Source organism: Sphaerimonospora thailandensis, from assembly GCF_016863115.1.
Classification (GTDB): domain Bacteria; phylum Actinomycetota; class Actinomycetes; order Streptosporangiales; family Streptosporangiaceae; genus Sphaerimonospora; species Sphaerimonospora cavernae.
This window is the reverse complement of record NZ_BOOG01000018.1, coordinates 116,369-137,325: the sequence shown is the minus strand read 5'-3', so window position 1 is coordinate 137,325 and position 20,957 is coordinate 116,369. Positions and strand designations below refer to the sequence as shown.

The window sequence follows — 20,957 nt, the reverse complement described above, 5'->3', positions numbered from 1 at the left end:
TGCCGCCGATCACCGGCAGACCGACCGAACCGGCACCGGACCGCTGCACCGCGACCATGGGTCCTCCAATCAACGAAGCATCGCGTACCTCGATGATCTCGGGGGTGGTCCCTTCGCCGGATCGGCGTACCGACGCCATCCGGCTCAGCCGATCGCCGTGGGTCCACTACGTCAAAAGTCTCAGTCCAGGCGGGACGACCAACGCATTTTCGGACATCTCAAACTATGAAAGGGCAATAGCCCTGAACGTTGACATGGAGTACGATCACGGCTGCAACACTCCCGCCGGGGGTGCCTTAACTGGCCGGGCAAGGCGGGAGGGCCGACATGGCGACTGCGCGAGAGAACGAGCGCGCCGACCGGGCGCCCGGCCCGGACGCCATCCTGGCCGCCGTACTCTTCGCCGCCGACCGGTTCCTCGCCAGTGCCGAACCGTGGGAGACGAACATCGGCGAAGTCCTGGAGCGTCTCGGGACGGCGGCCGGAGTGAGCCGGGTGTACATCTTCGAGAACTACCTCGACGCTCGCGGTGGCCAGTGCACTGGCCACCGGTCCGAGTGGGTCGCCGCGGGGATCACCCCGCAGATCGACCACCCCATGCTCAGGGGGTTCAACTACGTCGACGTCGGCTGGGGACGGTGGGTCGGGCTGCTGGAGCACCGGGAGGTGATGGCCGGCAACGTCCGCGACTTCCCGGCGTGGGAGCGTCCCGAGTTGGAGGCCGAGGACATCAAGTCGATCGCACTCGTGCCGATCCATGTCGAAGACCACTGGTGGGGCTTCATCGGGTTCGACGAATGCGTGGCCGAACGGGAGTGGTCACCCAATGACGTGGCGGCGCTCCGGGCGGCCGCGGACACCCTGGGAGCCGCGATCCAACGCGCCCGCGTCGAGGAGCGGCTACGCGCACAGCAGGAGCAGCACCGCGCGGCGCTCGAGGCGACCATGGATCTCCTGCAGCGGCGGGTGGCCGCGCTGTCCCGGGTCACGAGCGACATGGTCGTGGACCAGCCACTGGAGACGACACTGCGGAACGCCATGGCGACGGTGGTGGGGGCGAGCGGCGGGGTGGCCGCCGCGGTCCACGTGGTGGAACGTGACAGCGGCCGGCTGCGGTTCCTCGCCACCGACGGGCTGCCCGACGGCTATGAGGAGGGTTTGCGAGCGGCCTGGGACCTCGGGGTCGACTCCGCTGCCGTGTCCGCCCTCCGAGAGCAGCGCGTGGATGTGATCCACGACGCCCCGGCGCGGACCCTGGCGCGGCCCCGGGCCGAGCCGATCCACCGGTTCCTGCCCCATGTCGAGTGGGACATCCTCGTGGCCGTTCCCCTCGGCACCATGGGTCAGATGTTCGGCGGGCTGCACGTCTACTACCTCCCCGATGACGAGCCGGCGGATGAGGAGCTCAAATTTCTCGTGGCGTTCGCGGATCAGATCGCCGTGGCGATCGAGAACGCCACCCTGCTCGCCGAAGTCCGGCAGAACGCCGCCCTGGTGGAGCGGCAGCGGCTGGCCCGGGAACTCCATGACTCGGTCTCCCAGGCGCTGTTCTCGATGACGCTGCACGCCCGTGCCGCCGAGCTGGCGATGGACAAGCAGGGTCTCGGCGGGAACGCGTCGCTGGGACGCGCGGTGAGCCAGCTGCGGGAGCTGACGCAAGGAGCGCTGGCGGAGATGCGCGCCCTCATCTTCGAGCTGCGCCCCGGAGCCCTGGCCGAGGAGGGCCTGGTCTCCGCGGTACGCAAGCAGGCCGCCGCCATCGCAGGCCGCGAAGGCCTGCTCATCGATGTCGTCGACGAGACGGGCGAGCGTCCCGCGCTGGACGAAGCGGTCGAGGAACACCTCTATCGGATCGTCCTCGAGGCGCTGCACAACACCGTCAAGCACGCCGATGCCCAGCGGACCACCGTGACGATCACCCGGACCGGGTCGAGCCTGACGGTCTCGGTCAGGGACGACGGTCGCGGCTTCGACCCCGATGCCGCCTTTCCCGGACACATGGGACTCGGAACGATGCGGGAGCGGGCGACACGCATAGGTGCCGGCCTCCACATCACGAGCACGCCCGGCGCCGGAACCAGCGTCACGGTCACCGCGCAGATCACGAAACACACGGAGGCGACCAGCCGGTGAGCACCGCGGACAACACGATCAAGGTCTTTCTGGTCGACGACCACCGCGTCGTCCGTACGGGCATGCGGGCCTTCCTGGAGATGCTCGACGACATCGAGGTGGTCGGCGAGGCGGGAACGGGGAAGGAAGCGCTCGACCGCCTGGCGGTGCTCGACCATTCGGACGAACTTCCCGACGTCGTCCTGATGGACCTGATGATGCCCGTCATGGACGGCATAGCGGCGACCCGAGAGCTCAAGGCCCGGTTTCCCGCCGTCGAGGTCATCGCGGTGACCAGCTTCGTGGAGGAGAAGAAGGTCCGGGCCGCCCTGGAAGCCGGGGCCACCGGCTATCTGCTCAAGGACGCCGAGGCGGACGAGGTGGGGCGGGCCCTGCGTGCCGCGGTCCGCGGCGAGGTGCACCTCGATCCGGCCGCCGCACGCCAACTGGCCGCTGCGATGCGGGCTCCCGTGACGGCCACGGCAAGCCTGACACCACGAGAACGAGAAGTGCTGGCCCTCATCGCCGACGGCCGGTCCAACCGCCAGATCGCCACCGCGCTGTCGGTCAGTGAACGCACGGCCCGCACCCATGTCAGCAACATCCTGGCAAAACTGGGACTGTCCTCCCGCACCCAGGCGGCCCTGTGGGCGGCCCGCGAGGGCATCACCCCGTCCTGACGAGCATCGACGCTTTTTATGAGGAACCCGACCTCGTAGGTTCGGCAGGCCGAGGCCACGTCGGCGCAACTTATAGAAGTACGATTAAGAGAACTGTACTTCTATGGTTGAGAGGTCGCGGTGGATAAGCCTGCCGAGATGTTCGACCGTGACCACGAGTGGACGGCGCTGGCACGGTTCATCACCGACGAGCAGCCCGGCGCCACTCTGGGAGTCGTCTCCGGACGGCGCCGCCAGGGCAAGACCTTCCTGCTGGACGCAGCCTGCCGTGCCGTCGGAGGGTTCTACTTCGGGGCGACCGAGGCGGCGGACGCCGAGTCCCTGCGTCGGATCAGCGCCGCACTGACCGCCCATGTCCGGCCCGCCACCCCCTACCACTTCGCCGACTGGCACGAAGTCCTCGACGCACTGCTCGCCCTCGGCACCGAGCGGCCCACTCCCGTGGTGATCGACGAGTTCCCTTATCTGGCGAGGGCGAATCCGGAGTTGCCGTCCATCATCCAGGAGGCGTACCGGCCGATGCGCGATCAGCGCACCGGATCTCGCACGCGCTTGTTGCTCTGCGGTTCAGCCCTGTCCTTCATGGGCCGACTGTTGTCGGGAAACGCCCCGTTGCGCGGCCGGGCCGGGCTGGAGTTGCTCGTACGGCCCCTCGATCATCGTCTGGCCGCCGAGTTCTGGGGCATCTCCGACCCCGTCCTCGCTCTGAAGGTCAACGCGGTCGTCGGGGGCACGCCCGCCTACCGGCGTGAATTCGCCCGTGGCGACACTCCCGACGGACCGGACGACTTCGACGACTGGGTGGTCCGCACCGTGCTCAACCCCGAGACGCCCATGTTCCGGGAGGCACGCTATCTGCTGGCCGAGGAGCCCGACCTGCGTGACACCAGCCTGTATCTGTCCGTCCTGGCGGCCGTCGCCGACGGCAACGCCACCCGCGGCGGCATCGCCGGCTACCTCGGACGTAAGGCGACCGACATCGCCCATCCCATCAGCGTCCTCGAAGACGCCGGCCTGCTGCACCGGGATGCGGATGTCTTCCGGGAAAACCGCCCCACGTACCGCATCGCCGAACCGCTGATCGGCTTCTACCACGCCATCATGCGCCCCGTATGGGACCAACTGGAGCGCCCCGGCAGCGCCGCACGGGTCTGGCAGGCCAGCCGCCGCCGCTTCGTCAGCAATGTCCTAGGCCCCCACTTCGAGCAGGTCTGCCGCGAGTGGGCCCTGCACCACGCCGACCCCGAACTGTTCGGCGGCCTGCCCGCCAGGGTCGGACACGGCGTCGTCCACGATCCCAGTGCCCGCGTCAGCCACGAGGTCGACGTGGCCGTCATCGGCATCGCCGACAACGGCAAGCCGCCCCTACTGGCGATCGGCGAAGCCAAGTGGAACGACACCATGGGCATCGCCCACATAGAACGGCTGCGTCACATCCGCGACCTCATCACCCGGGCGGGCCGCTACGACACCAGCCACACCCGCCTGGTCTGCTTCAGCGGCACAGGATTCAACAACAAAGCCCAGGTCGCCGCTGACGCCGCGCCCGAGATTCAGCTGATCGATTTGGCGACCCTGTACGGCCAGCCGTAACCGTGCCCTCCTTGCCGCACTGTGGCCGGAGGAATGCGCGATGGTCAGAATGGGTTCAAGCGAACGTAATTGAATCTTCAACCAGGAGCGTGTCATGCCCGCCGTCACCGCCGACACCCTGACGCTGCCCCGCGTCGTCGCACCCGACCCGGCCGTCGCCGAACCCCGTCCCGTACGGTCCGTGACGACCGCGCCCAGCGGCTTCGAAGGCGAGGGCTTCCCCGTACGGCGCGCGTTCGCCGGAGTGCCGCAGTCCGTTCTGGACCCGTTCATCCACATGGACCAGATGGGGGAGGTCGAGTACGGCCCCGGCGAGCCCAAGGGCACCCCATGGCATCCGCATCGCGGCTTCGAGACCGTCACCTACATCATCGACGGCGTCTTCGAGCACCAGGACAGCAACGGAGGCGGCGGCACGATCACCAACGGCGACACGCAGTGGATGACCGCGGGGGCCGGCCTGCTGCACATCGAGAAGCCACCGGAGCACCTGGTGGTCTCGGGCGGACTGTTCCACGGCGTCCAGCTGTGGGTCAACCTGCCCAGTGCGCACAAGTTCCACCTGCCCCGCTACCAGGACATCCGCGGCCGCGAGGCGGCGCTGCTCGCCTCGGCCGACGGCGGCGCGCTGCTGCGCGTGATCGCCGGTGAGCTGGCCGGACACCCGGGGCCGGGGATCACGTTCACTCCGATCACGATGGTGCATGCGACCGTCAACCCGGGCGCCCGGCTGGAGCTGCCGTGGCACCCCGGCTTCAACGCCCTCGCCTACGTGCTGGCCGGCCAGGGCTCCGTCGGGGGCGAGCAGCGACCGGTACGCAAGGGGCAGTTGGCCGTCTTCGGCCCGGGCGGGGCGCTGACCCTCGCCGCGGACACCGCCCAGCCCCGGGCCGAGCCCAACCTGGAGGTGCTGCTGCTCGGCGGGCGGCCGATCCGCGAGCCGGTCGTCCACTACGGTCCGTTCGTGATGAACACCCGGGCCGAGATCATCCAGGCCATGGAGGATTTCCGGGCCGGCCGCCTGGGCGTGGTCCCCGCCGAACGCGTCCCGCACACGGACGCGCCCCTCTCTCCGGAGGAGTGACCAGTCGGCCGCACCCCCACCGATCCGGAGTTTTGTCCTATTTGCACCCTAATGGTGGTCCGTGTACCTTTTGTCGCCAACGGCATACGCAACGGTGACACCATCGCCGGATGCGTTGTCCGTTCGTTGCCAGGATCCGCGCGTCCCCTGGCGGGAGCCGTCCCGTCAGGAGGTGCACGGCCGCCGACTCCGCGCCTCGCGGAGCCGGGGACCACCCCTCGGGTGAATCGGAGCGCGTCCCCCCCAAGCGCGCCGTAGGGCGCTTCCGCCCGAACCCGTCAGCTGTCCCGGTAGGCGGCATGGAAGCAAGGAGTCAATCCCTTCATGCTGGAACACCGGTTCACCGCAGTCACCCCCTCTTCCTCGGCCTCGCCCAAGCACCGGGTGAGCCTCTCCGGCAAGCGCTTCAGTTCGCCTGCCGTCAGTCTGGCGATGGTCGTGCCGACCGCCGCACTCAGCGTCTTCCTGGCCGGGCCGGCGCAGGCCACGCAACTCGCCCCCGGCGACGAGGACGTCACGCTGATCTACGGCGAAGACATCTCCAACCACGAGCCGAACCACGACTGGGCCGCCAGCCCGGCGAAGTTCGGCATCATCAAGGCCACCGAGGGCCTGACCTTCCGCGACTCCACCTTCGCCCGTAACTGGAAGGAGCTGGACAAGAAGGGCATCGTGCGGGGCGCCTACCATTTCGGCCACCCCAGCAACGACCCCGTCGCCGAGGCCGAGCACTTCCTCTCGATGGTGAACCAGCAGCCCGGCAAGCCCGGTGACCTGCTCGTGCTTGACCTGGAGACCACCGACGGCATGTCGGTCAGCCACGTCAACGCCTGGGCCAAGACCTGGCTGGCGCACGTGAAGGCCAAGACCGGCGTCACCCCGATGGTGTACAGCGGCTGGAACTTCGCCAACACCTATGGGCGCGGCCTGGCCGAATATCCACTGTGGGTGGCGCACTACAGCAAGGCCCCGGGCAAGGTCACGCCGCCCGCCGACTGGAAGAGCTGGGCCATTCACCAGTACACGGAATATCCCATCGACAAGAACGTCTCCGCGCTGAGCCCCGACCAGCTGCGCGCCCTCGGCCGCCGCTGACGCCGCCGCTGACGACGCCACTGACGACGACGCCGCTGGCCAGGCCGCCGCTGGCCACGGAGTCACACCCCGCCGGCAGCCGGAGCACGGTCCTCGTGCTCCGGCTGTCGGCGGTGAGAACGGCCGTGGCGGCGTCAGGTGTGGCTGATCATCACGTGCTTGATCCGGGTGTAGGCCTCCAGGCCGTACCGGGACAGGTCCTTGCCGGTGCCCGAGTGCTTGAAGCCGCCGTGCGGCATCTCCGGGATGATCACTTGGTGGCAGTTGACCCAGACCGCGCCGAAGTCGAGTGCGGCGGACAGCCGCATCGCACGGCCGGTGTCCCTGGTCCACACGCTGGAGGCGAGCGCGTAGTCGACTCCGTTGGCCAGGTCGACGGCCTCCTCCTCGCTCGCGAACGGCTGTACGGTCACGACCGGGCCGAAGACCTCCTGCTGCACGATCTCGTCGTCCTGCCGCACGTCCGCGACCACGGTCGGGGCGAAGAAGTAGCCGGGACGGTCGAGCCGGGAGCCGCCGGCGACCACGCGGGCGTGCCCGGGCAACCGTTCGAGGAAGCCGCCGACCCGCTCGGCCTGGGCCGCGTTGTTCGACGGGCCGAGGAAGACGCCCTCCTCGTCGGGCCCGCCGACGCGCAGCGCCCGCGCCGCCTCGGCCAGCGCCGTGACGACGTCGTCGTACGCCCGCTCCTCGACGAGCACCCGGGTGACGGCGGTGCAGTCCTGCCCGGTGTTGAAGAACGCCGCCTCGGCGATGGCGCGCCCGGTGGCGGCGGGGTCCACGTCGCCGAAGACCACCGCGGGGGCCTTGCCGCCCAGCTCCAGGTGGACGTCCTTGAGGTCGGGAGCGGCGGCCGCCATCACCTCGGCCCCGGCGCGGGTCGAGCCGGTGAGTGCCACCATCTCCACACCCGGGTGTCCCACCAGCGCGCGGCCGGTGTCGCGGTCGCCGCACACGACGTTGACCACGCCGGGCGGGAGGACCCGGGCGCACAGCTCGCCCAGCAGCACGGTCGAGCCGGGCGTGGTGTCGGACGGCTTGAGCACCAGCGCGTTGCCCGCCGCCAGCGCCGGTCCGATCTTCCACGCGGCCATCATCAGCGGGTAGTTCCACGGCGTCACCTGGGCGACGACGCCGATCGGCTCGCGCCGTACGAACGAGGTGTGCCCCTCGGCGTACTCGGCGGCGCCGAGCCCCTCCAGCACCCGCGCCGCGCCCGCGAAGTAGCGGATCGCGTCGATGGCCCCGCCCGTGTCGACCCGCGTCGCGGTGCCGCGCGGCTTGCCGGTGGCCCGCACCTCGGCCTCGGCCAGCGCCTCCCGGTTCGCCGCCATCAGATCGGCCAGCTCGAGGAGCAGCCGCTGACGCTCGGCCGGGGTGGTGCGCCGCCAGGTCCGCGCGGCCTCGCCGGCCGCCTCGACCGCCCGGGCCACGTCCCGCTCGTCTGAGCGGGGCGCCCTGCCGTACACCTTCTCGGTCGAGGGGTCGACCAGGTCCATCCACTCGCCGGCGTCCCGGCGCTCTCCGGCGATCACGTTGCGCAATGCGTCCACGACGGTCTCCTCACAGGTCGGGTACGGCTCAGGCGGCCAAAGGGGTGCGGTTCAGCAGGGCGGCGCGGTAGCGGGCGGCGGCGGACGGCATGCCGATCAGGACCACGCCGACCAGTTCGCCGTCGCGGTGGTAGCCGACCACGACCTCGCCGCCGAGGTCGCCCTCCAGCACCCTGATGTCCGACTCGCCCAGCGCGGGCGCCCCGAACGACTGCAGACGCAGCTCGTACTGGTCGCTCCAGAACGTCGGCAGCGGGGCGAAGGGCGTCGCGATCCCCTCCCCCAGGCCGAGGTCGGCGAGCAGCGTGAGCGCCGCGTGCTTGGCCGTGTCGGTCGGGATGCTCCAGTGCTCGACCCGGCGGGGCACGCCGTCATAACGGGGGTTGGGGAAGCGGGCGATGTCGCCGACCGCGACGACGCCGTGCCGCCCCTCGACGCGCAGCGCGCCGTCGCACAGCACGCCGTCGGACAGGTCGAGGCCGTTGCCGTCCAGCCACTCCGTGTTGGCCACCGATCCCACGGCCTCCACCACGACGTCGGCGTCGAGGCGGGTGCCGTCGGACAGCGCGGCGCCGGTCACCCGATTTTCGCCCATTTCGCCAATTTCGCCAAGGAACGCGGCGATCGTACGGCCGAGCAGGAACGTCACGCCGCGCTCCTCGTGGCGGCGGCGCAGCGCCGTGCCCAGTTCGTAGCCGAGCGGGCGGCGCATCGGGGCGTCCTCCGGCGCGACGACGGTGACCGACGCGCCCAGCGTGCGGGCGGTGGCCGCCACCTCGCAGCCGATGAACCCGGCGCCGACGACCAGCACGTTCACCCCGGGCCGCAGCTCGGCACGGAGATCGCGGGCGTCCTCGAGAGTGCGCACGACGTGCCGGCCGGCCGCGGGCCCGGGCAACCGCCTGGGCCGCATGCCGGTGGCGATCACGAGCCCGTCACAGGTCAGCTCGGCGCCGTCGCCGAGCCATACGGCCCGGGCGTCCAGGTCGGCCCCCACGACCCGCACGCCCAGCCGCCACGTGACGTCCGCGACCGCCGGGCGGAGCCGGAACGCGAGCGCGTCGTGGGTCACCTCGGTGGCGAGGGCCTCCTTCGACAGCGGAGGACGGTTGTACGGCAGATGGGGCTCGTCGCCGATCGCGACGATCTCGCCGGTGAATCCCGCCGCCCGCAACCGCTCGGCCGCGCGCAGGCCGCCCATCGACGCCCCCGCGATCACGACGCGCCGCGTGGTCCGCACCGCGGTCAGTCCTCGATCGTGATGGCCTGCAGCGGGCAGACGTCGGCTGCCTCCTCCACGGCGTCGCGCAGCGACTCGTCGGGCTCGGCGACGTAGACCAGGTGGCCGTCCTCGTTGATCTGGAAGACCTCGGGGGCGGCGAAGACGCACTGCCCGTGGTCCTTGCAGACGTCCATGTCGACGATGACCTTCATGATGAGACTCCTTGCCGTGGTCAACGCTTGGGCGGACGGATGCCGCGGAACTCCCAGTCCCCGCCGAAGGCGGTCGAGATGACCTCCTCCGACTCGGTGGGCTGGGCGCCGCAGTCGTCCCGGATCGGGACGGGGCCGTGGACGATGTGGTTGGTGAGCCTGCCCAGGCCCTCGACCTCGACCTCGACGACGTCGCCGGGCCGTACGGGCCGGGAGTTGGCCGGGGTGCCGGACAGCAGCACGTCCCCGGGGTAGAGGGTGATCGTGCGGGCGATGTCCGCGACGAGGTAGTGCATGTCCCACTCCATCTCGTCGGTGGAGCCGTCCTGCACGACCTCGCCGTTCACGTACGTGCGCAGCCGCTTGCCGTGGAAGTCCCAGCCGGTGACCAGCCCGGGGCCGAGCGGGCAGAGCGTGTCGGAGCCCTTCACGCGCAGCATCGAGCCCGCGTCGGTGTCGCGGAAGTCGTGCAGGCCGTAGTCGTTGCCGATCGTGTAACCGGCGATGTGGTCGCCGGCCTCGTCCGGGGAGATGTTGCGCGTGGTGCGGCCGATGACGATCGCGACCTCGCCCTCGTAGTTGAGGTACTCACACCGCTCGGGCCGTACGATCGCGCCCTTGTGCGCGTTCAGCGCGGAGGTCGGCTTGTGGAAGTACGTGGGGGCGGGCGGCAGCGAGGTCATGAACTCCTCGACCCGGCTGCGGTGGTTGAGATGCACTGCGATGATCTTCGTCGGCACGCACGGCGGGAGATGGACGGCGTCGTCAACGCCGACGACCCGGCCGTCGGCGCCGACCAGCTCGTCGCCCTCCCTGCGCACCTGTACGGCCGCGCCGTCCAGCAGGATCCTGCGGTATTCCACCGTTTCTTTCTGAGGCATCAGGCGGTCCCTTCGAGCCGGAACGGATAGGGGTACGGGTCACCCGAGGCGTCCGTGGCCCGCGGCCGGGTGAAGCCGCCCTCCGGCCGGTCGAACCAGATGTGCACCTGACCGGTCCCGGTGGCGTTCTCGTAGTCGCTGTAGAGCCTGCCGGGCGCAGTGAGGTCGCGCTCGCCGAGAGCGGCGGCCAGCATCAGATAGTGGCCGAACCCCGCCTCGGGCTTGAAGCGGTAGAACTCGTCCATCGTGTCGAGCACCCGGGCATGGTCGCCGCGCCGCATCCACTCGATGCGCTCCTCGTCGGCCGCCCGCGCCTCGGGGGTCCGTACGTGCGCGGGGTCGCTCGACTCGTGCGCGCGCAGGTGGCGCAGCGGCCAGAACGTGTGCGAGAACGCGCCCGACGCGATCAGCAGCACCTTGCGGTCACTGGCCGCGATCGCGTCGCCGACCGCCCGGCCGAGCCGCAGGTTGTCCTCCGCCTCCGCGGTCTGGCACATGCTGATCGAGATCCACCGCTTGCCGGGCGCCCCGAGATACTTCCACAGGTTCACGGTGGCGTAGAAGATCGGCAGGTGGTGGTCGTCGATCGCGGTGATCCAGGTGGCGTGCTCGTCCTGGTGCGACGCGATCAGCCGGGCGAGCTCCGGGTCGCCCGGGAAGTCGTAGGGGATGCGGCACATGCCGCGCGGCAGTTCCTCGGAGGTGAACAGCCCGGAGCGGCGGTCCTGGGCGGTGACCACGAACTCGAAGGTGGTCGCCCAGTGCGAGTCGAACACGATGACCGTGTCGTAGTCGAGGGCGTCGAAGACCTCCTCCCGCAGGCGGCGCAGCCCGGGGACGATGCTGATCTCCTTGCCCTCGTTGAGCTCCTTGCGCACGTCGAGGGGCAGCATGATCGTTGGAGCGTGCGCGAGGATGCCCGCGCCGACGACCTCACCCATTCCAGCCTCCCGGCGCGAAGACGGTGTTCTTGACGTCGCAGTAGAAGTCGAAGCTCCAGTCGCCGCCCTCACGGCCCATGCCCGACTGGCGAGCCCCGCCGAACGGCGCCTGGAGGTCGCGGACGAAGAAGCAGTTGACCCAGACGGTGCCGGCGACCAGGCGGGCGGTGACCCGCTCGGCCCGCTCCGGCGAGCCGGTCGCGAGGGTGGCGGCCAGCCCGAACCTGGTGGAGTTGGCCAGCTCGACGGCCTCCTCCTCGGTACGGAACGTCTGCAGGGTGAGGACGGGCCCGAAGACCTCCTCGTTGACGATCTCACTGTCGGCGGCCACGCCGGTGAAGAGCGTGGGCCGGTAGTAGAGCCCGCCGAGGTCGGTGTTGGGCCCGCCGCCGATCACGGGGGTGGCTCCCGCCTCGACGGCCCGGCGCACGAAGCCGTCGATCCGTGCGAAGTGCTCGCGGTGGATGTTGGGCCCGATGTCGGTGGACAGGTCGCGGGGGTCGCCCTGGCGCAGGGTGGCGGCCTTGACCACGAAGCGCTCGGTGAACTCGGCCGCGATCTCCTCCTGCACGAGCAGCCGGGTGCCGGCCAGGCAGACCTGCCCCGCGTTGTCGTACTGCTCGACCGCGAGGTCGACGGCGAGGTCCAGGTCGGCGTCGGCGAACACGATCAGCGGGGACTTGCCGCCGAGCTCCAGGGAGAGCGGGGTGAGGTTGGGCGCGGCGGCCGCGGCGATGTGCCGGGCGGTGGGCACCGAGCCGGTGAAGCTGATCCGGCGCACCCGGGGGTCGGCCACCAGGGGCGCGCCGACCTCCTCGCCGTAGCCCTGCACGACGTTGAACACGCCGTCGGGCAGCCCGGCCTCCACGGTGATGTCCGCGAGCAGGGACGCGGTCAGCGGGGTCCACTCGGCGGGCTTCAGCACGACCGTGTTGCCGGCGGCCAGGGCCGGGGCGATCTTCCAGGTGGCCAGCATGAGCGGGGCGTTCCACGGGGTGATCAGCGCGCAGACTCCGGCGGGGTCCCAGGAGACGTGGTTGCGGTGGCCCCGGGTGTCGAATTCGTCGTGCCCGAGCGTCAGCAGCCAGTCGGCGAAGAACCGGAAGTTGTGCGCGACCCGGGGCATGACGCCGCGCAGGTGTGAGCGCAGCAGCGCGCCGTTGTCGGTCGTCTCCACGATCGCGAGCTGCTCGAGGCGCTTTTCCACGCCGTCGGCGATCGCGTGCAGCAGCCTCGCCCGCTCCTCGCGAGTGGTGCGGGCCCAGGCCGGGAACGCCCGCTCGGCCGCGCTCACCGCGGCGGCGGCCTCCTCCGCGCCGCCCCGGGCCACGCGTGCGATCACCTGTCCGTCGATCGGCGACACGTCTTCGAACGCGACCGGGGAGGACACCCGTTCGCCGCCGATCCAGTGCCCCTCGTGGACGGTGACGTCCGCGACAGTGGCCATCCGTTTCCTCCAAGTCGTTTGGTCCCAAACAATTTACGGTCGTGGCTGCTCAGGAGTCAATACGAAGGGCTATCGTTTGGGGGCGAACAACGCGTGAGGAGTGTGCGCCATGCCGAGGGAGACACGGCCCGCGGAGACCCGGCCCGCGGAGACAGGGTTCGGGGAGACGAGGTCCGGGGAGACGCGGCCCAGGCCGATCATCGTGATCCCGTCCCGGTTCGCCGCCACGACCTCCGCCCTGCGCTACGCGGCCGTGGTGACCGCGCGGGCGCTCGCCGACGCCGTCTACCGGGCGGGCGGGGAGCCGTTCCTCATGCATCCCGTCGACGCAGGCGAGGCCGCCGCCCGGCTCGCCGTCGCCGACGGGCTGCTGCTGCCCGGCGGCGGGGACATCGCGCCCTCGGCGTACGGCGAGAGCCTGCCGCACGACACGGTCTACGACGTGGACGCCGAGCAGGACGCCTTCGACTTCGCGGCGGCCCGGCACGCACTGGACACCGGCCTGCCCACGCTGGCGATCTGCCGCGGGCTGCAGGTGGTCAACGTGGTGCTCGGCGGCCGGTTGAACCAGCACATGGAGCCCGACCACCGGCACGTCGTCCACCCGGTGCGGGTGCGGCCCGGCTCGCTGCTCGCCGAGGTGGCCGGGACGGAGAAGGTGGCCGCGTCCTGCTACCACCACCAGTGCGCGTCGACGCTGGGCGACGGGCTCGTGGCCACGGCGTACGCCGAGGACGGCACGGTCGAGGCCGCCGAACTGCGCCTGTCGAATGAGCAGGCCGAGCCGACCGGGTCGGCCGGGCCGTACGGCTGGTTCCTCGGCGTCCAGTGGCACCCGGAGGACACCGCCGCGACCGACCCCGTCAACCAGCGGATCTTCGACGCGCTCGTCGCCGCGGCGCGCGGCTGAGCGCTCAGGTGGCGCGGCGGCGACCGCCGCGGCGGGGCGGGACGGGCGTGTCGCGGCGCAGGCTCTCGCGCCGCACCTCGCCCTTCTCCTCCAGGTGGGTGATGATGCGGCGGAGCGTGTCGGCGAGGTGGAGCACCTCCTCGCCGCCCAGGGAGTCGACGACGAACGCCTCCTCGGCGTTGAACGCGGGGAAGAGATCCTCCATCAACGCCAGCCCCTCGGGGGTGAGGCGCAGCAGGGCCAGGCGGCGGTCGTCGGGATGCTGACGGCGCTCGATCAGGCCCCGTGACTCCAGCGTTTTGATGATCCCGGTGAGCGTGCCCTTGGAGATGCCGGCCTCGGCGGCCGTGTGCCGGGTCTCGATCTCCTCCCAGATCCACACCACCCACAGCACCACGAAGGCGCTCCAGGTGAGATCGGCCGCGCGCAGCGCCGAGTTCTCCAGGTGCTGCCGTACGGCACTGGCCGCCCGGTGGAGGTTGGAGACCGCGACGAGCGCCTCACGATTGACCGGGATCGATCCCAGCCGGCGACTGACCGCCTCCTCGGTGGCGGACAACGGATAGTGGGCGGGCACGTCCCGGCTCCCTTCGGGGGGCTCAGTGGGTGTTCGAAACACCCCGCAACTCTTGCGTCGAGTTCATTTGTACACGTACGATCCGCGAACATGCAGGTCGTTCGGGGGCAAAAGATTTTCCACCCGTCGTGATCCGGTCCGCGGCCGATCACTTGATTGAACCCCATTCCCTCTCCGATGGGAGGTTGCCATGGCAGATGAGGCCATCGCCGCCGGGCGGTCCGCCCCCACAACCACGACCGAGAACCACGAGCTGTCCCGCCGCCGCATCGGCGTCGCCCACATCGTCTTCTTCGTGGTCGCCGCTTCGTCACCGCTGACCGTCGCCGCCGGCGGGCTGCCGTTGAGCTATGCCACCACCGGGGTGGTCGGCATCCCGGTGATCTACCTGGTCCTCGCCACGGTGCTGGCCCTCTTCTCCGGCGGATACGCGGCGATGAGCAGGCACATCTCCAACGCGGGGGCGTTCTACGCCTACGTCGCACAGGGCCTCGGCCGGATTCCGGGGGTGGGCGCCTCATTCGTCGCCCTCGTGGCGTACAACGCGATGCAGACCGGCCTGTACGGCCTGTTCGGCTTCGCCGCGGCAGGAGTGATCACCGCCGAGCTGGGGGTCGACATTCCCTGGTGGGTGGCCTCGCTCGCGGCGCTCCTCCTCATCGCCTTCCTCGGCTACCGCCGGATCGACCTGAACGCCCGGGTGCTCGCCGTCCTGCTGATCTGCGAGAGCATCATCGTGGTCGTCTTCGACGCCTCCCAGGTCGCCTCGGCCCCGGCCGGGCTGACCATGGACGCCTTCTCCTGGAGCGCGCTCACCACCGGTGCCGTCGGCGCCGGGTTCTGCTGGGTCATGGCGTCGTTCATGGGCTTCGAGTCCGGCGCGATCTACAGCGAGGAGTGCCGCGACCCCCGCCGCACCGTGGGCCGCGCCACCTACATCGCCGTGGGCGTCATCGGCGTCTTCTACGCCTTCACCGCCTGGGCGATGGGGATCGGCGCCGGCACGGGCCGGGTCATCGACCAGGCGGGCGAGCATGGGCCCGACCTGCTGTTCGTGCTGGGCAGCGACGCCATGGGCCCGACATTCGGCAGGATCGGGGCCGTTTTCCTGGTCACCGCGGTGTTCGCGGCCCTGCTGTCCTTCCACAACGCGGTCGCCCGCTACTTCTTCTCGCTCGGACGCGAGGGCGTGCTGCCGCGCGGTCTCGGCCGGACCCATCCCCGGCACGGCTCGCCGTACGTGGGCTCGGTGACCCAGACTCTGATCGCCGCTGTGGTGCTGTTCGTCTTCGCCATCGTCGGCGACGACCCCACCGAGACACTGTTCAACTGGTTCACCAACCTCGGGGCGCTCGGCGTCATCCTGCTCCTGGTGATCACCTCGGTCTCGGTCATCGGTTTCTTCCTGCGCGATCCGCGCGGCGAGAACGGCTGGGGCCGGATCGTCGCGCCTTCGCTGGCCGCCCTGGCTCTGGCGGTCATCCTCGTGCTCGCGATCATCAACTTCCACGCGCTGCTCGGCACCCCGCCCGACTCCATGCTCAACTGGCTGATCCCCAGCCTCGTGCTGATCGCCGGGATCATCGGCCTCGGCTACGGCTGGTGGATCAAGGAGAACAGGTCGGACACCTACCACCGGATCGGCCAAGGCACATCCGCCCCCACCCCCTTGCCGTGATCTCGCGAATACCTGCAGAGATGGCCGAGATCACGGCCTCGGGGTGATGGGAGGGGCCTGCTTGCGGAGGCCCCTCCTCGCGGAGGTCGGGACTAGAGGGCGCCGGAGGTGCCGGTCTCTAGCAGGGTGCCGCCGTTCCAGACCACCCCGACCTGGCGGTAGTACCCGCCGATGACCTCCTCGACCGTCAGGTCGGCGAGCTCCTCGGTGGGGGCGTCGAACAGCTCGATCTCGGCCTCGCCCGCCCACGCCTGGCCCGCCTCGAAACTCTCGGCGCCCGCCACGATCAGCTCGTCCAGCGCCAGGCCCTTGCCCGGTTCGATGGACGGCAGCCAGCGGTTGTGCGCCATCGGGTGCCCGTTGACGAAGCCATTGGTCTCACTCGGCTCGCGGAGCCGTACGACGGCCTGGGCGAGCCGCCGGTCCGCCGCCGCCAGCGTCGCTCCGAAGACGCCGCCGGCGTCGATGCGAGGCGCTGCCAGGCCGTACGGATGGGGCCGGGTCATGTGGATCGAGCCGAGCTTCTTGGGGTAGCCCTGGTGGATGCCGCGGGCGACGGCGAAGTCCTTGTCCACCCAGATGTAGACGCAGCGGGAGTACGTCCGTCCGTCGTAGGAGCAGCGGACCACGACGAAGCACTCCTTGTACTGGGCGCGCACCGGGTCGAGCAGCTCCTCCCGGCTTTCCGAGCACGACTGCCAGTCGGCCCAGATCACCGCGACCGCGCCGGGGTCCTCCTCGGCGAGGCCGAGCGGCTCGGGCAGCAGCGCGGCCACCTTCGCGGGGTCGGTCCGGTACTCCACGGTGAGCAGATCACCGGAGTAGTGCCACGGGGGGCTGGGGATCAGCGAGGAACGCCCCGTCGCCGTCTTGGGCGTGAAGAAACCGCGCACCGTCGCCACTGCGCCTCCTTGTCACGATAATCATTTGGACCCATACGATATGTCCTGAGCTGGGCTTTGTCATCCCGTAGCACATAGGTGAGTTCTGGCATAGGGTCTTGTGGCCCTGCCGTTCCAAGCGTATTGTTTGCCCCCAAACGACCAGCTCACGTACCCATGCGAACTTCTGAGGAGGCCCAGTGTTGGAAGGCTCAGCGAGCACCGAGCCGGCGGCCGAGATCGTGCGACGCCTCACCGACCAGGGCATCGACATCGTCCGGATCGGATACCCCGATCTCATCGGGACCGAGCGCGGCAAGGATGTCCTGGTCGAGCGGCTTCCCGACGTCATGGAGCACGGCGTCGCGTTCTGCCGGGCCGTCTACTACACCTCGCCGCAGGCCGACGTGGTGCCGGTGCCCGGCGGCCTCGACCAGGGGCTGCCCGACATCTCGATCCGCCCCGACCTGTCCACCCTCGTCCCGCTGCCCTGGGAGCCGGGCGTCGCGGCCTGCCTCGGCGACACGGTCGACCCCGCCGAGGGCGGCCCCTTTCCCGAGGCGCCGCGCGAGGTGGTCAGGGCGGCCGCCGCCCGGCTGGCCGAGTTGGGCCTGACCGGGGTGGTCGGCCCGGAGCTGGAGTACTTCCTGCTCGAACCGGACGGCGCGGGAGGCTGGCGACGCTATGACGACGCCCCCGGCAACGTCTACGTGGCGGGCACCAAGGGCGACCGCGGCTCGCACATCCTGCGCACGCTGCGGGCGCTGCGCCCGATGGACCTCGGCGTGACGATGGGCAACCACGAGTTCTCCGGCGGACAGTTCGAGATCAACCTGCACCACGGCGAGGCGGTCGACGCGGCCGACCGGGCGTTCCGCTTCAAGTCGGCGATCAAGGAACTGGCCCGGCGGGACGGGCTGCTCGCCACGTTCATGGCCAAGCCGTTCAACGACGAGGGCGGCTCGGGCTTCCACGCCCACCTGTCCTGCGCGGACGCCACCGGCCGCAACGTCTTCGCCGACCCCGCCGGGCCGTACGGGCTGTCGCAGACGGCGATGTACGCGATCGGCGGCGTCCTCGCCCACGCGCCCGCCCTGGCCGCCCTGCTCAACCCGACCATCAACTCCTACAAGCGCTTCGGCCCCGACACCCTGGCCCCCTGGCTGATCGACTGGGGGCTGGACAACCGCAGCGCCATGGTCCGCGTGCCGCCGGAGCGCGGCGCGGCCAGCCGGTTCGAGGTACGGCTCGGCGACGCGTCGGCCAACCCCTACATCGGCATCGCCGGCCTGCTCGCGGCGGCCTACCTCGGCATCCGTGACCGCGTCGAACCGCCGGCCCCGCTCGAGGGATACGGCTACGACACCAGCAGGTCGCCGGTGCTGCCCTCCTCGCTGCCCGAGGCGCTCGACGCGCTCGCCGCCGACGACCCGCTCGGCGAGGTGCTCGGCAAGGAGTTCACCACGGCCTACCTCGCCTACAAGCGCAACGAGGTCGAGCGGTTCTCCCAGTTCGTCACCGACTGGGAGTTCCGCGAGTACGCCTACCACCTCTGAGCCATCTCCAGCCACATCTGTCTGTTCTAAGGAGTGCCGATGCGCCTGGAAGACGTCGACCTGGCGAACCTGGACAACTTCCTCGACGGCGAGACCCCCTGGCGCATGTTCGACGCGCTGCGGGACGAGGCGCCCGTCCACTGGCAGGACGAGGGCGAACACGGCAGCGGCTTCTGGTCGCTCACGCGGCACGCCGACATCGTCAGGGCCGACCGCGACGTCGAGACCTTCACCTCGACGAAGTTCGTGAACCTGGAGGAGGTGGACGACCGGCAGGCCGAGATCCGCCGCTCCCTCCTGGAGACCGACGGGCCCCGGCACACCTCGCTACGCCGCCTGCTCCAGCGCGACTTCACCCCCAGGGCCGTCGCCGGATATGAGGTCTTCCTGCGCGGACTGACCGCCAGGACGCTGGACGCCGCGCTGGCCAAGGGCACGTTCGACTTCGTGAAGGAGGTCTCCGCCGACTTCCCGATCAACGTGCTGGCCCGGATGCTCGACGTCCCCGAGGGCGACACCCAGCAGCTGATCGACTGGGGCAACCGGATCATCGGCAACACCGACCCCGACTACGCCGACGTGCTGCTGCACAGCGAGGAGAGCGAGAGGTACCGCGACCTGCCCTTCCGCAGTCCCGCCTCGCTCGAAGTCTTCGAGTACGGCCGGGAGCTCGCCCGGCGTCGCCGCGGCGGCGACGGCACCGACCTGGTGAGCCGGCTCGTCAACCAGACCCCCGTGGACGGCGTGGCGCTGAGCGACCGCGACTTCGACAACTACTTCCTGCTCCTCGTGGTGGCCGGCAACGAGACCACCAGGCACGCGATCACGCACTCCATGCACGCGCTGATCGACCACCCCGAGCAGTTGGCGAAGCTGCGCGACCAGCCCGAGCTCATCCCGGCGGCGGTGGAGGAGTTCCTGCGCTGGGCCTCCCCCGTCTACCACTTCCGCCGTACGGCGACCCGCGACGTGGAGATCCACGGACAGAAGATCTCAGAGGGTGACAAGGTCGTGATGTGGTTCGCCTCGGGCAACCGGGACGAGCGGGCCATCCCCGACCCCTACACGTTCGACGTGACCCGCAAGAGCAACGACCACATCACCTTCGGCAAGGGCAGCCCGCACTTCTGCCTCGGCAACGCGCTGGCCCGGCTGGAGATCCGGATCATGTTCGAGGAGCTGCTGCCGCGTCTGGCCGACATCAAGCGCGCGGGGGACGTGCGCCGGGTCCGCTCCAACTTCGTCAACGGCATCAAGGACCTGCCCGTCACCGTCTCCCTCGCCTGAGGGACATCTCCGTACGGCCGATCCGTACGGCCGATCGGCCCGGTCTCCGCGGCCACACCGGCGTTCTCCGAGGTATGCCTCGGCCGTGGGCGGCCGCTCACCGGGCCGATGGGCCGTGCGAGCCGTCAGGCGTCCGGCGTCGCTTCCGCGGCGGACTCGGTCTCCGGGTCCGTGGCGCCCGCATCCGTGGCGCCCGCATCCGTGGCGGCCGCGTCGGGGTGGGCAGCGATGAACCGCTCGACGACCTCATCGGAGACCTTGCCCCGAGCCGGGACCTCCACTCCCTGCTCACGGGCCCATTCACGGACGTCGGTGAGCGTGTAGCCCCGCAGCCGGGGCGAGGTGTCGGCCGCCTTCTTCGACCGCGAGGCCTGCTTCACCTCGCGGGAGTTCTCCATGACCCTGTCGAGGAACGCGAGAGCGTCGTTCAGCCGCTGGTGGTTGGCGTCGGACAGGTCGATGGCGAAGGTCCGGTTCAGCAGCGGGAACTCCCGCCTCGCCACATCATCGCCCTCGGAGAGGTCGAGATCGTCAACCAGTATCACCTTCTGCGCCACGTGCAGCCCTTTCCGGGTAGATCACTGCCTGCTTGGACCGTGGCATCCTACTGGTGTCCACCGACAAGATCGGGTCATCCACCTGACTTCGGCGCGCTCGGCGTCGGGGGCAGCGGCAACGGAAGGCCGGGCAGGCCGTCGAGGCTGGCGGCGACGTGCTCCTTCTTCTCGAAGTAGGCGCCCAGCGACTCGTCGTCCTCACGCGCGAAACGCTTGCCGTGCAGATCTCGGTCCCCGTCGTACGTCATGAAGGGTACGGCGTAGCCGCACGTGTCGCGGATCAACTCGGCGCGGACGACGATGATCGCTCGCAGGCCGTGCAAACTGGAGTCGATGTCGGGGAAGTGAGCCAGCAGTTCCGCCCATCGAGGGTCGTCACGGAAGACCGGCTCGCCCCGCCCGTGGACGCGTACGATGTTCGGCGGCCCCTGGAAGGCGCACCACATGAGCGTGATCCGGCCGTTCTCACGAAGATGGGCGATGGTCTCGGCGTTGCTACCGGCGAAGTCGAGATAGGCCACCGTGAGGTCGTCGATCACCGCGAAGCATCCGCGGAGCCCTTTGGGCGACAGGTTGACCCTGCCGGTGTCCGCGAGCGGAGCGGTCGCCGTGAAGAACATCGGCTGCGCCTCGATGAAATCGCGCAGCCGACCGGCTATCCGCTCATACGTTTTGCCCATGATTCCATTAT

Annotated in this window: 19 protein-coding genes and 1 riboswitch; of the genes, 9 read left to right on the top strand and 10 right to left on the bottom strand. The window is 70.1% G+C overall.

Going from position 1 to position 20,957, the window contains the following annotated elements:
• The first annotated feature begins 327 nt into the window (after positions 1 to 327).
• From Mth01_RS11145 to Mth01_RS11125, 5 genes are all read left to right on the top strand, one after another.
• Positions 328 to 2,133, top strand: a complete 1,806-nt coding sequence (locus Mth01_RS11145; protein ID WP_204015531.1) for a sensor histidine kinase — start codon at positions 328 to 330, stop codon at positions 2,131 to 2,133.
• Complete coding sequence (locus Mth01_RS11140) at positions 2,130 to 2,792, top strand: response regulator (protein WP_239089560.1); 663 nt, start codon at positions 2,130 to 2,132, stop codon at positions 2,790 to 2,792. The genes Mth01_RS11145 and Mth01_RS11140 overlap by 4 nt, the downstream gene beginning before the upstream one ends.
• A 120-nt stretch (positions 2,793 to 2,912) precedes the next feature.
• A complete protein-coding gene (locus tag Mth01_RS11135) occupies positions 2,913 to 4,385 on the top strand; it encodes an AAA family ATPase (protein WP_204015528.1) in 1,473 nt (490 codons plus the stop codon).
• Between the two features lie 94 nt (positions 4,386 to 4,479).
• Positions 4,480 to 5,469 carry a pirin family protein gene (locus Mth01_RS11130; protein WP_204015525.1) on the top strand — a complete coding sequence of 330 codons (990 nt, stop codon included), beginning with the start codon at positions 4,480 to 4,482 and terminating at the stop codon, positions 5,467 to 5,469.
• Between the two features lie 171 nt (positions 5,470 to 5,640).
• Positions 5,641 to 5,781, top strand: a riboswitch (cyclic di-AMP (ydaO/yuaA leader).
• A 12-nt stretch (positions 5,782 to 5,793) separates the two neighbouring features.
• Complete coding sequence (locus Mth01_RS11125) at positions 5,794 to 6,564, top strand: glycoside hydrolase family 25 protein (RefSeq protein ID WP_204015522.1); 771 nt, start codon at positions 5,794 to 5,796, stop codon at positions 6,562 to 6,564.
• A gap of 134 nt (positions 6,565 to 6,698) precedes the next feature.
• On the opposite strand, the gene Mth01_RS11120 is transcribed toward Mth01_RS11125, so the two are convergent.
• The 6 genes from Mth01_RS11120 to Mth01_RS11095 are packed head-to-tail and all read right to left on the bottom strand — an operon-like array spanning position 6,699 to position 12,820.
• Complete coding sequence (locus Mth01_RS11120) at positions 6,699 to 8,117, bottom strand: aminobutyraldehyde dehydrogenase (RefSeq protein WP_275408920.1); 1,419 nt, start codon at positions 8,115 to 8,117, stop codon at positions 6,699 to 6,701.
• A 28-nt stretch (positions 8,118 to 8,145) separates the two neighbouring features.
• Complete coding sequence (locus Mth01_RS11115; RefSeq protein ID WP_239089559.1) at positions 8,146 to 9,357, bottom strand: NAD(P)/FAD-dependent oxidoreductase; 1,212 nt, start codon at positions 9,355 to 9,357, stop codon at positions 8,146 to 8,148.
• A 5-nt stretch (positions 9,358 to 9,362) separates the two neighbouring features.
• Positions 9,363 to 9,551: a ferredoxin gene (locus Mth01_RS11110; RefSeq protein ID WP_204015519.1), complete on the bottom strand. Its 189-nt coding sequence runs from the start codon at positions 9,549 to 9,551 to the stop codon at positions 9,363 to 9,365.
• 20 nt (positions 9,552 to 9,571) lie between these two features.
• Entirely contained in the window at positions 9,572 to 10,432 is an 861-nt protein-coding gene (locus Mth01_RS11105) for a fumarylacetoacetate hydrolase family protein (protein WP_204015515.1), read from the bottom strand.
• On the bottom strand, positions 10,432 to 11,373 hold the full coding sequence (locus Mth01_RS11100) for a DODA-type extradiol aromatic ring-opening family dioxygenase (RefSeq protein WP_204015507.1): 942 nt from the start codon (positions 11,371 to 11,373) through the stop codon (positions 10,432 to 10,434). Before Mth01_RS11100 ends, Mth01_RS11105 begins: the two co-directional genes overlap by 1 nt.
• The gene (locus Mth01_RS11095; protein ID WP_204015505.1) at positions 11,366 to 12,820 is read right to left on the bottom strand and encodes an aldehyde dehydrogenase; all 1,455 of its coding nucleotides are present in this window, start codon (positions 12,818 to 12,820) and stop codon (positions 11,366 to 11,368) included. The genes Mth01_RS11100 and Mth01_RS11095 overlap by 8 nt, the downstream gene beginning before the upstream one ends.
• A gap of 109 nt (positions 12,821 to 12,929) precedes the next feature.
• Between Mth01_RS11095 and Mth01_RS11090 the strand changes: the two genes are divergently transcribed.
• The gene (locus tag Mth01_RS11090) at positions 12,930 to 13,730 is read left to right on the top strand and encodes a gamma-glutamyl-gamma-aminobutyrate hydrolase family protein (protein WP_204015503.1); all 801 of its coding nucleotides are present in this window, start codon (positions 12,930 to 12,932) and stop codon (positions 13,728 to 13,730) included.
• 4 nt (positions 13,731 to 13,734) lie between these two features.
• Here Mth01_RS11090 and Mth01_RS11085 read toward each other — a convergent pair whose 3' ends face one another.
• Positions 13,735 to 14,307, bottom strand: coding sequence for a MarR family winged helix-turn-helix transcriptional regulator (locus tag Mth01_RS11085; RefSeq protein ID WP_204015502.1), 573 nt, complete (start codon positions 14,305 to 14,307; stop codon positions 13,735 to 13,737).
• A 190-nt stretch (positions 14,308 to 14,497) separates the two neighbouring features.
• On the opposite strand from Mth01_RS11085, the gene Mth01_RS11080 reads away from it, so the two are divergent.
• The gene (locus tag Mth01_RS11080; RefSeq protein WP_204015501.1) at positions 14,498 to 15,985 is read left to right on the top strand and encodes an APC family permease; all 1,488 of its coding nucleotides are present in this window, start codon (positions 14,498 to 14,500) and stop codon (positions 15,983 to 15,985) included.
• A 92-nt stretch (positions 15,986 to 16,077) separates the two neighbouring features.
• Here Mth01_RS11080 and Mth01_RS11075 read toward each other — a convergent pair whose 3' ends face one another.
• Positions 16,078 to 16,887: an acetoacetate decarboxylase family protein gene (locus Mth01_RS11075; RefSeq protein WP_204015500.1), complete on the bottom strand. Its 810-nt coding sequence runs from the start codon at positions 16,885 to 16,887 to the stop codon at positions 16,078 to 16,080.
• Between the two features lie 179 nt (positions 16,888 to 17,066).
• Between Mth01_RS11075 and Mth01_RS11070 the strand changes: the two genes are divergently transcribed.
• Entirely contained in the window at positions 17,067 to 18,422 is a 1,356-nt protein-coding gene (locus Mth01_RS11070) for a glutamine synthetase family protein (protein ID WP_239089558.1), read from the top strand.
• A 39-nt stretch (positions 18,423 to 18,461) separates the two neighbouring features.
• Positions 18,462 to 19,709, top strand: coding sequence for a cytochrome P450 (locus Mth01_RS11065; protein WP_204015499.1), 1,248 nt, complete (start codon positions 18,462 to 18,464; stop codon positions 19,707 to 19,709).
• Positions 19,710 to 19,834: 125 nt separating this feature from the next.
• Here the strand turns inward: Mth01_RS11065 and Mth01_RS11060 are convergent, their stop codons facing one another.
• Together Mth01_RS11060 and Mth01_RS11055 are read right to left on the bottom strand one after the other, a co-directional pair.
• Entirely contained in the window at positions 19,835 to 20,254 is a 420-nt protein-coding gene (locus Mth01_RS11060; protein WP_239089557.1) for a histone-like nucleoid-structuring protein Lsr2, read from the bottom strand.
• An 86-nt stretch (positions 20,255 to 20,340) separates the two neighbouring features.
• A complete protein-coding gene (locus Mth01_RS11055; RefSeq protein WP_204015495.1) occupies positions 20,341 to 20,946 on the bottom strand; it encodes a pyridoxamine 5'-phosphate oxidase family protein in 606 nt (201 codons plus the stop codon).
• Between the last annotated feature and the right edge of the window lie 11 nt (positions 20,947 to 20,957).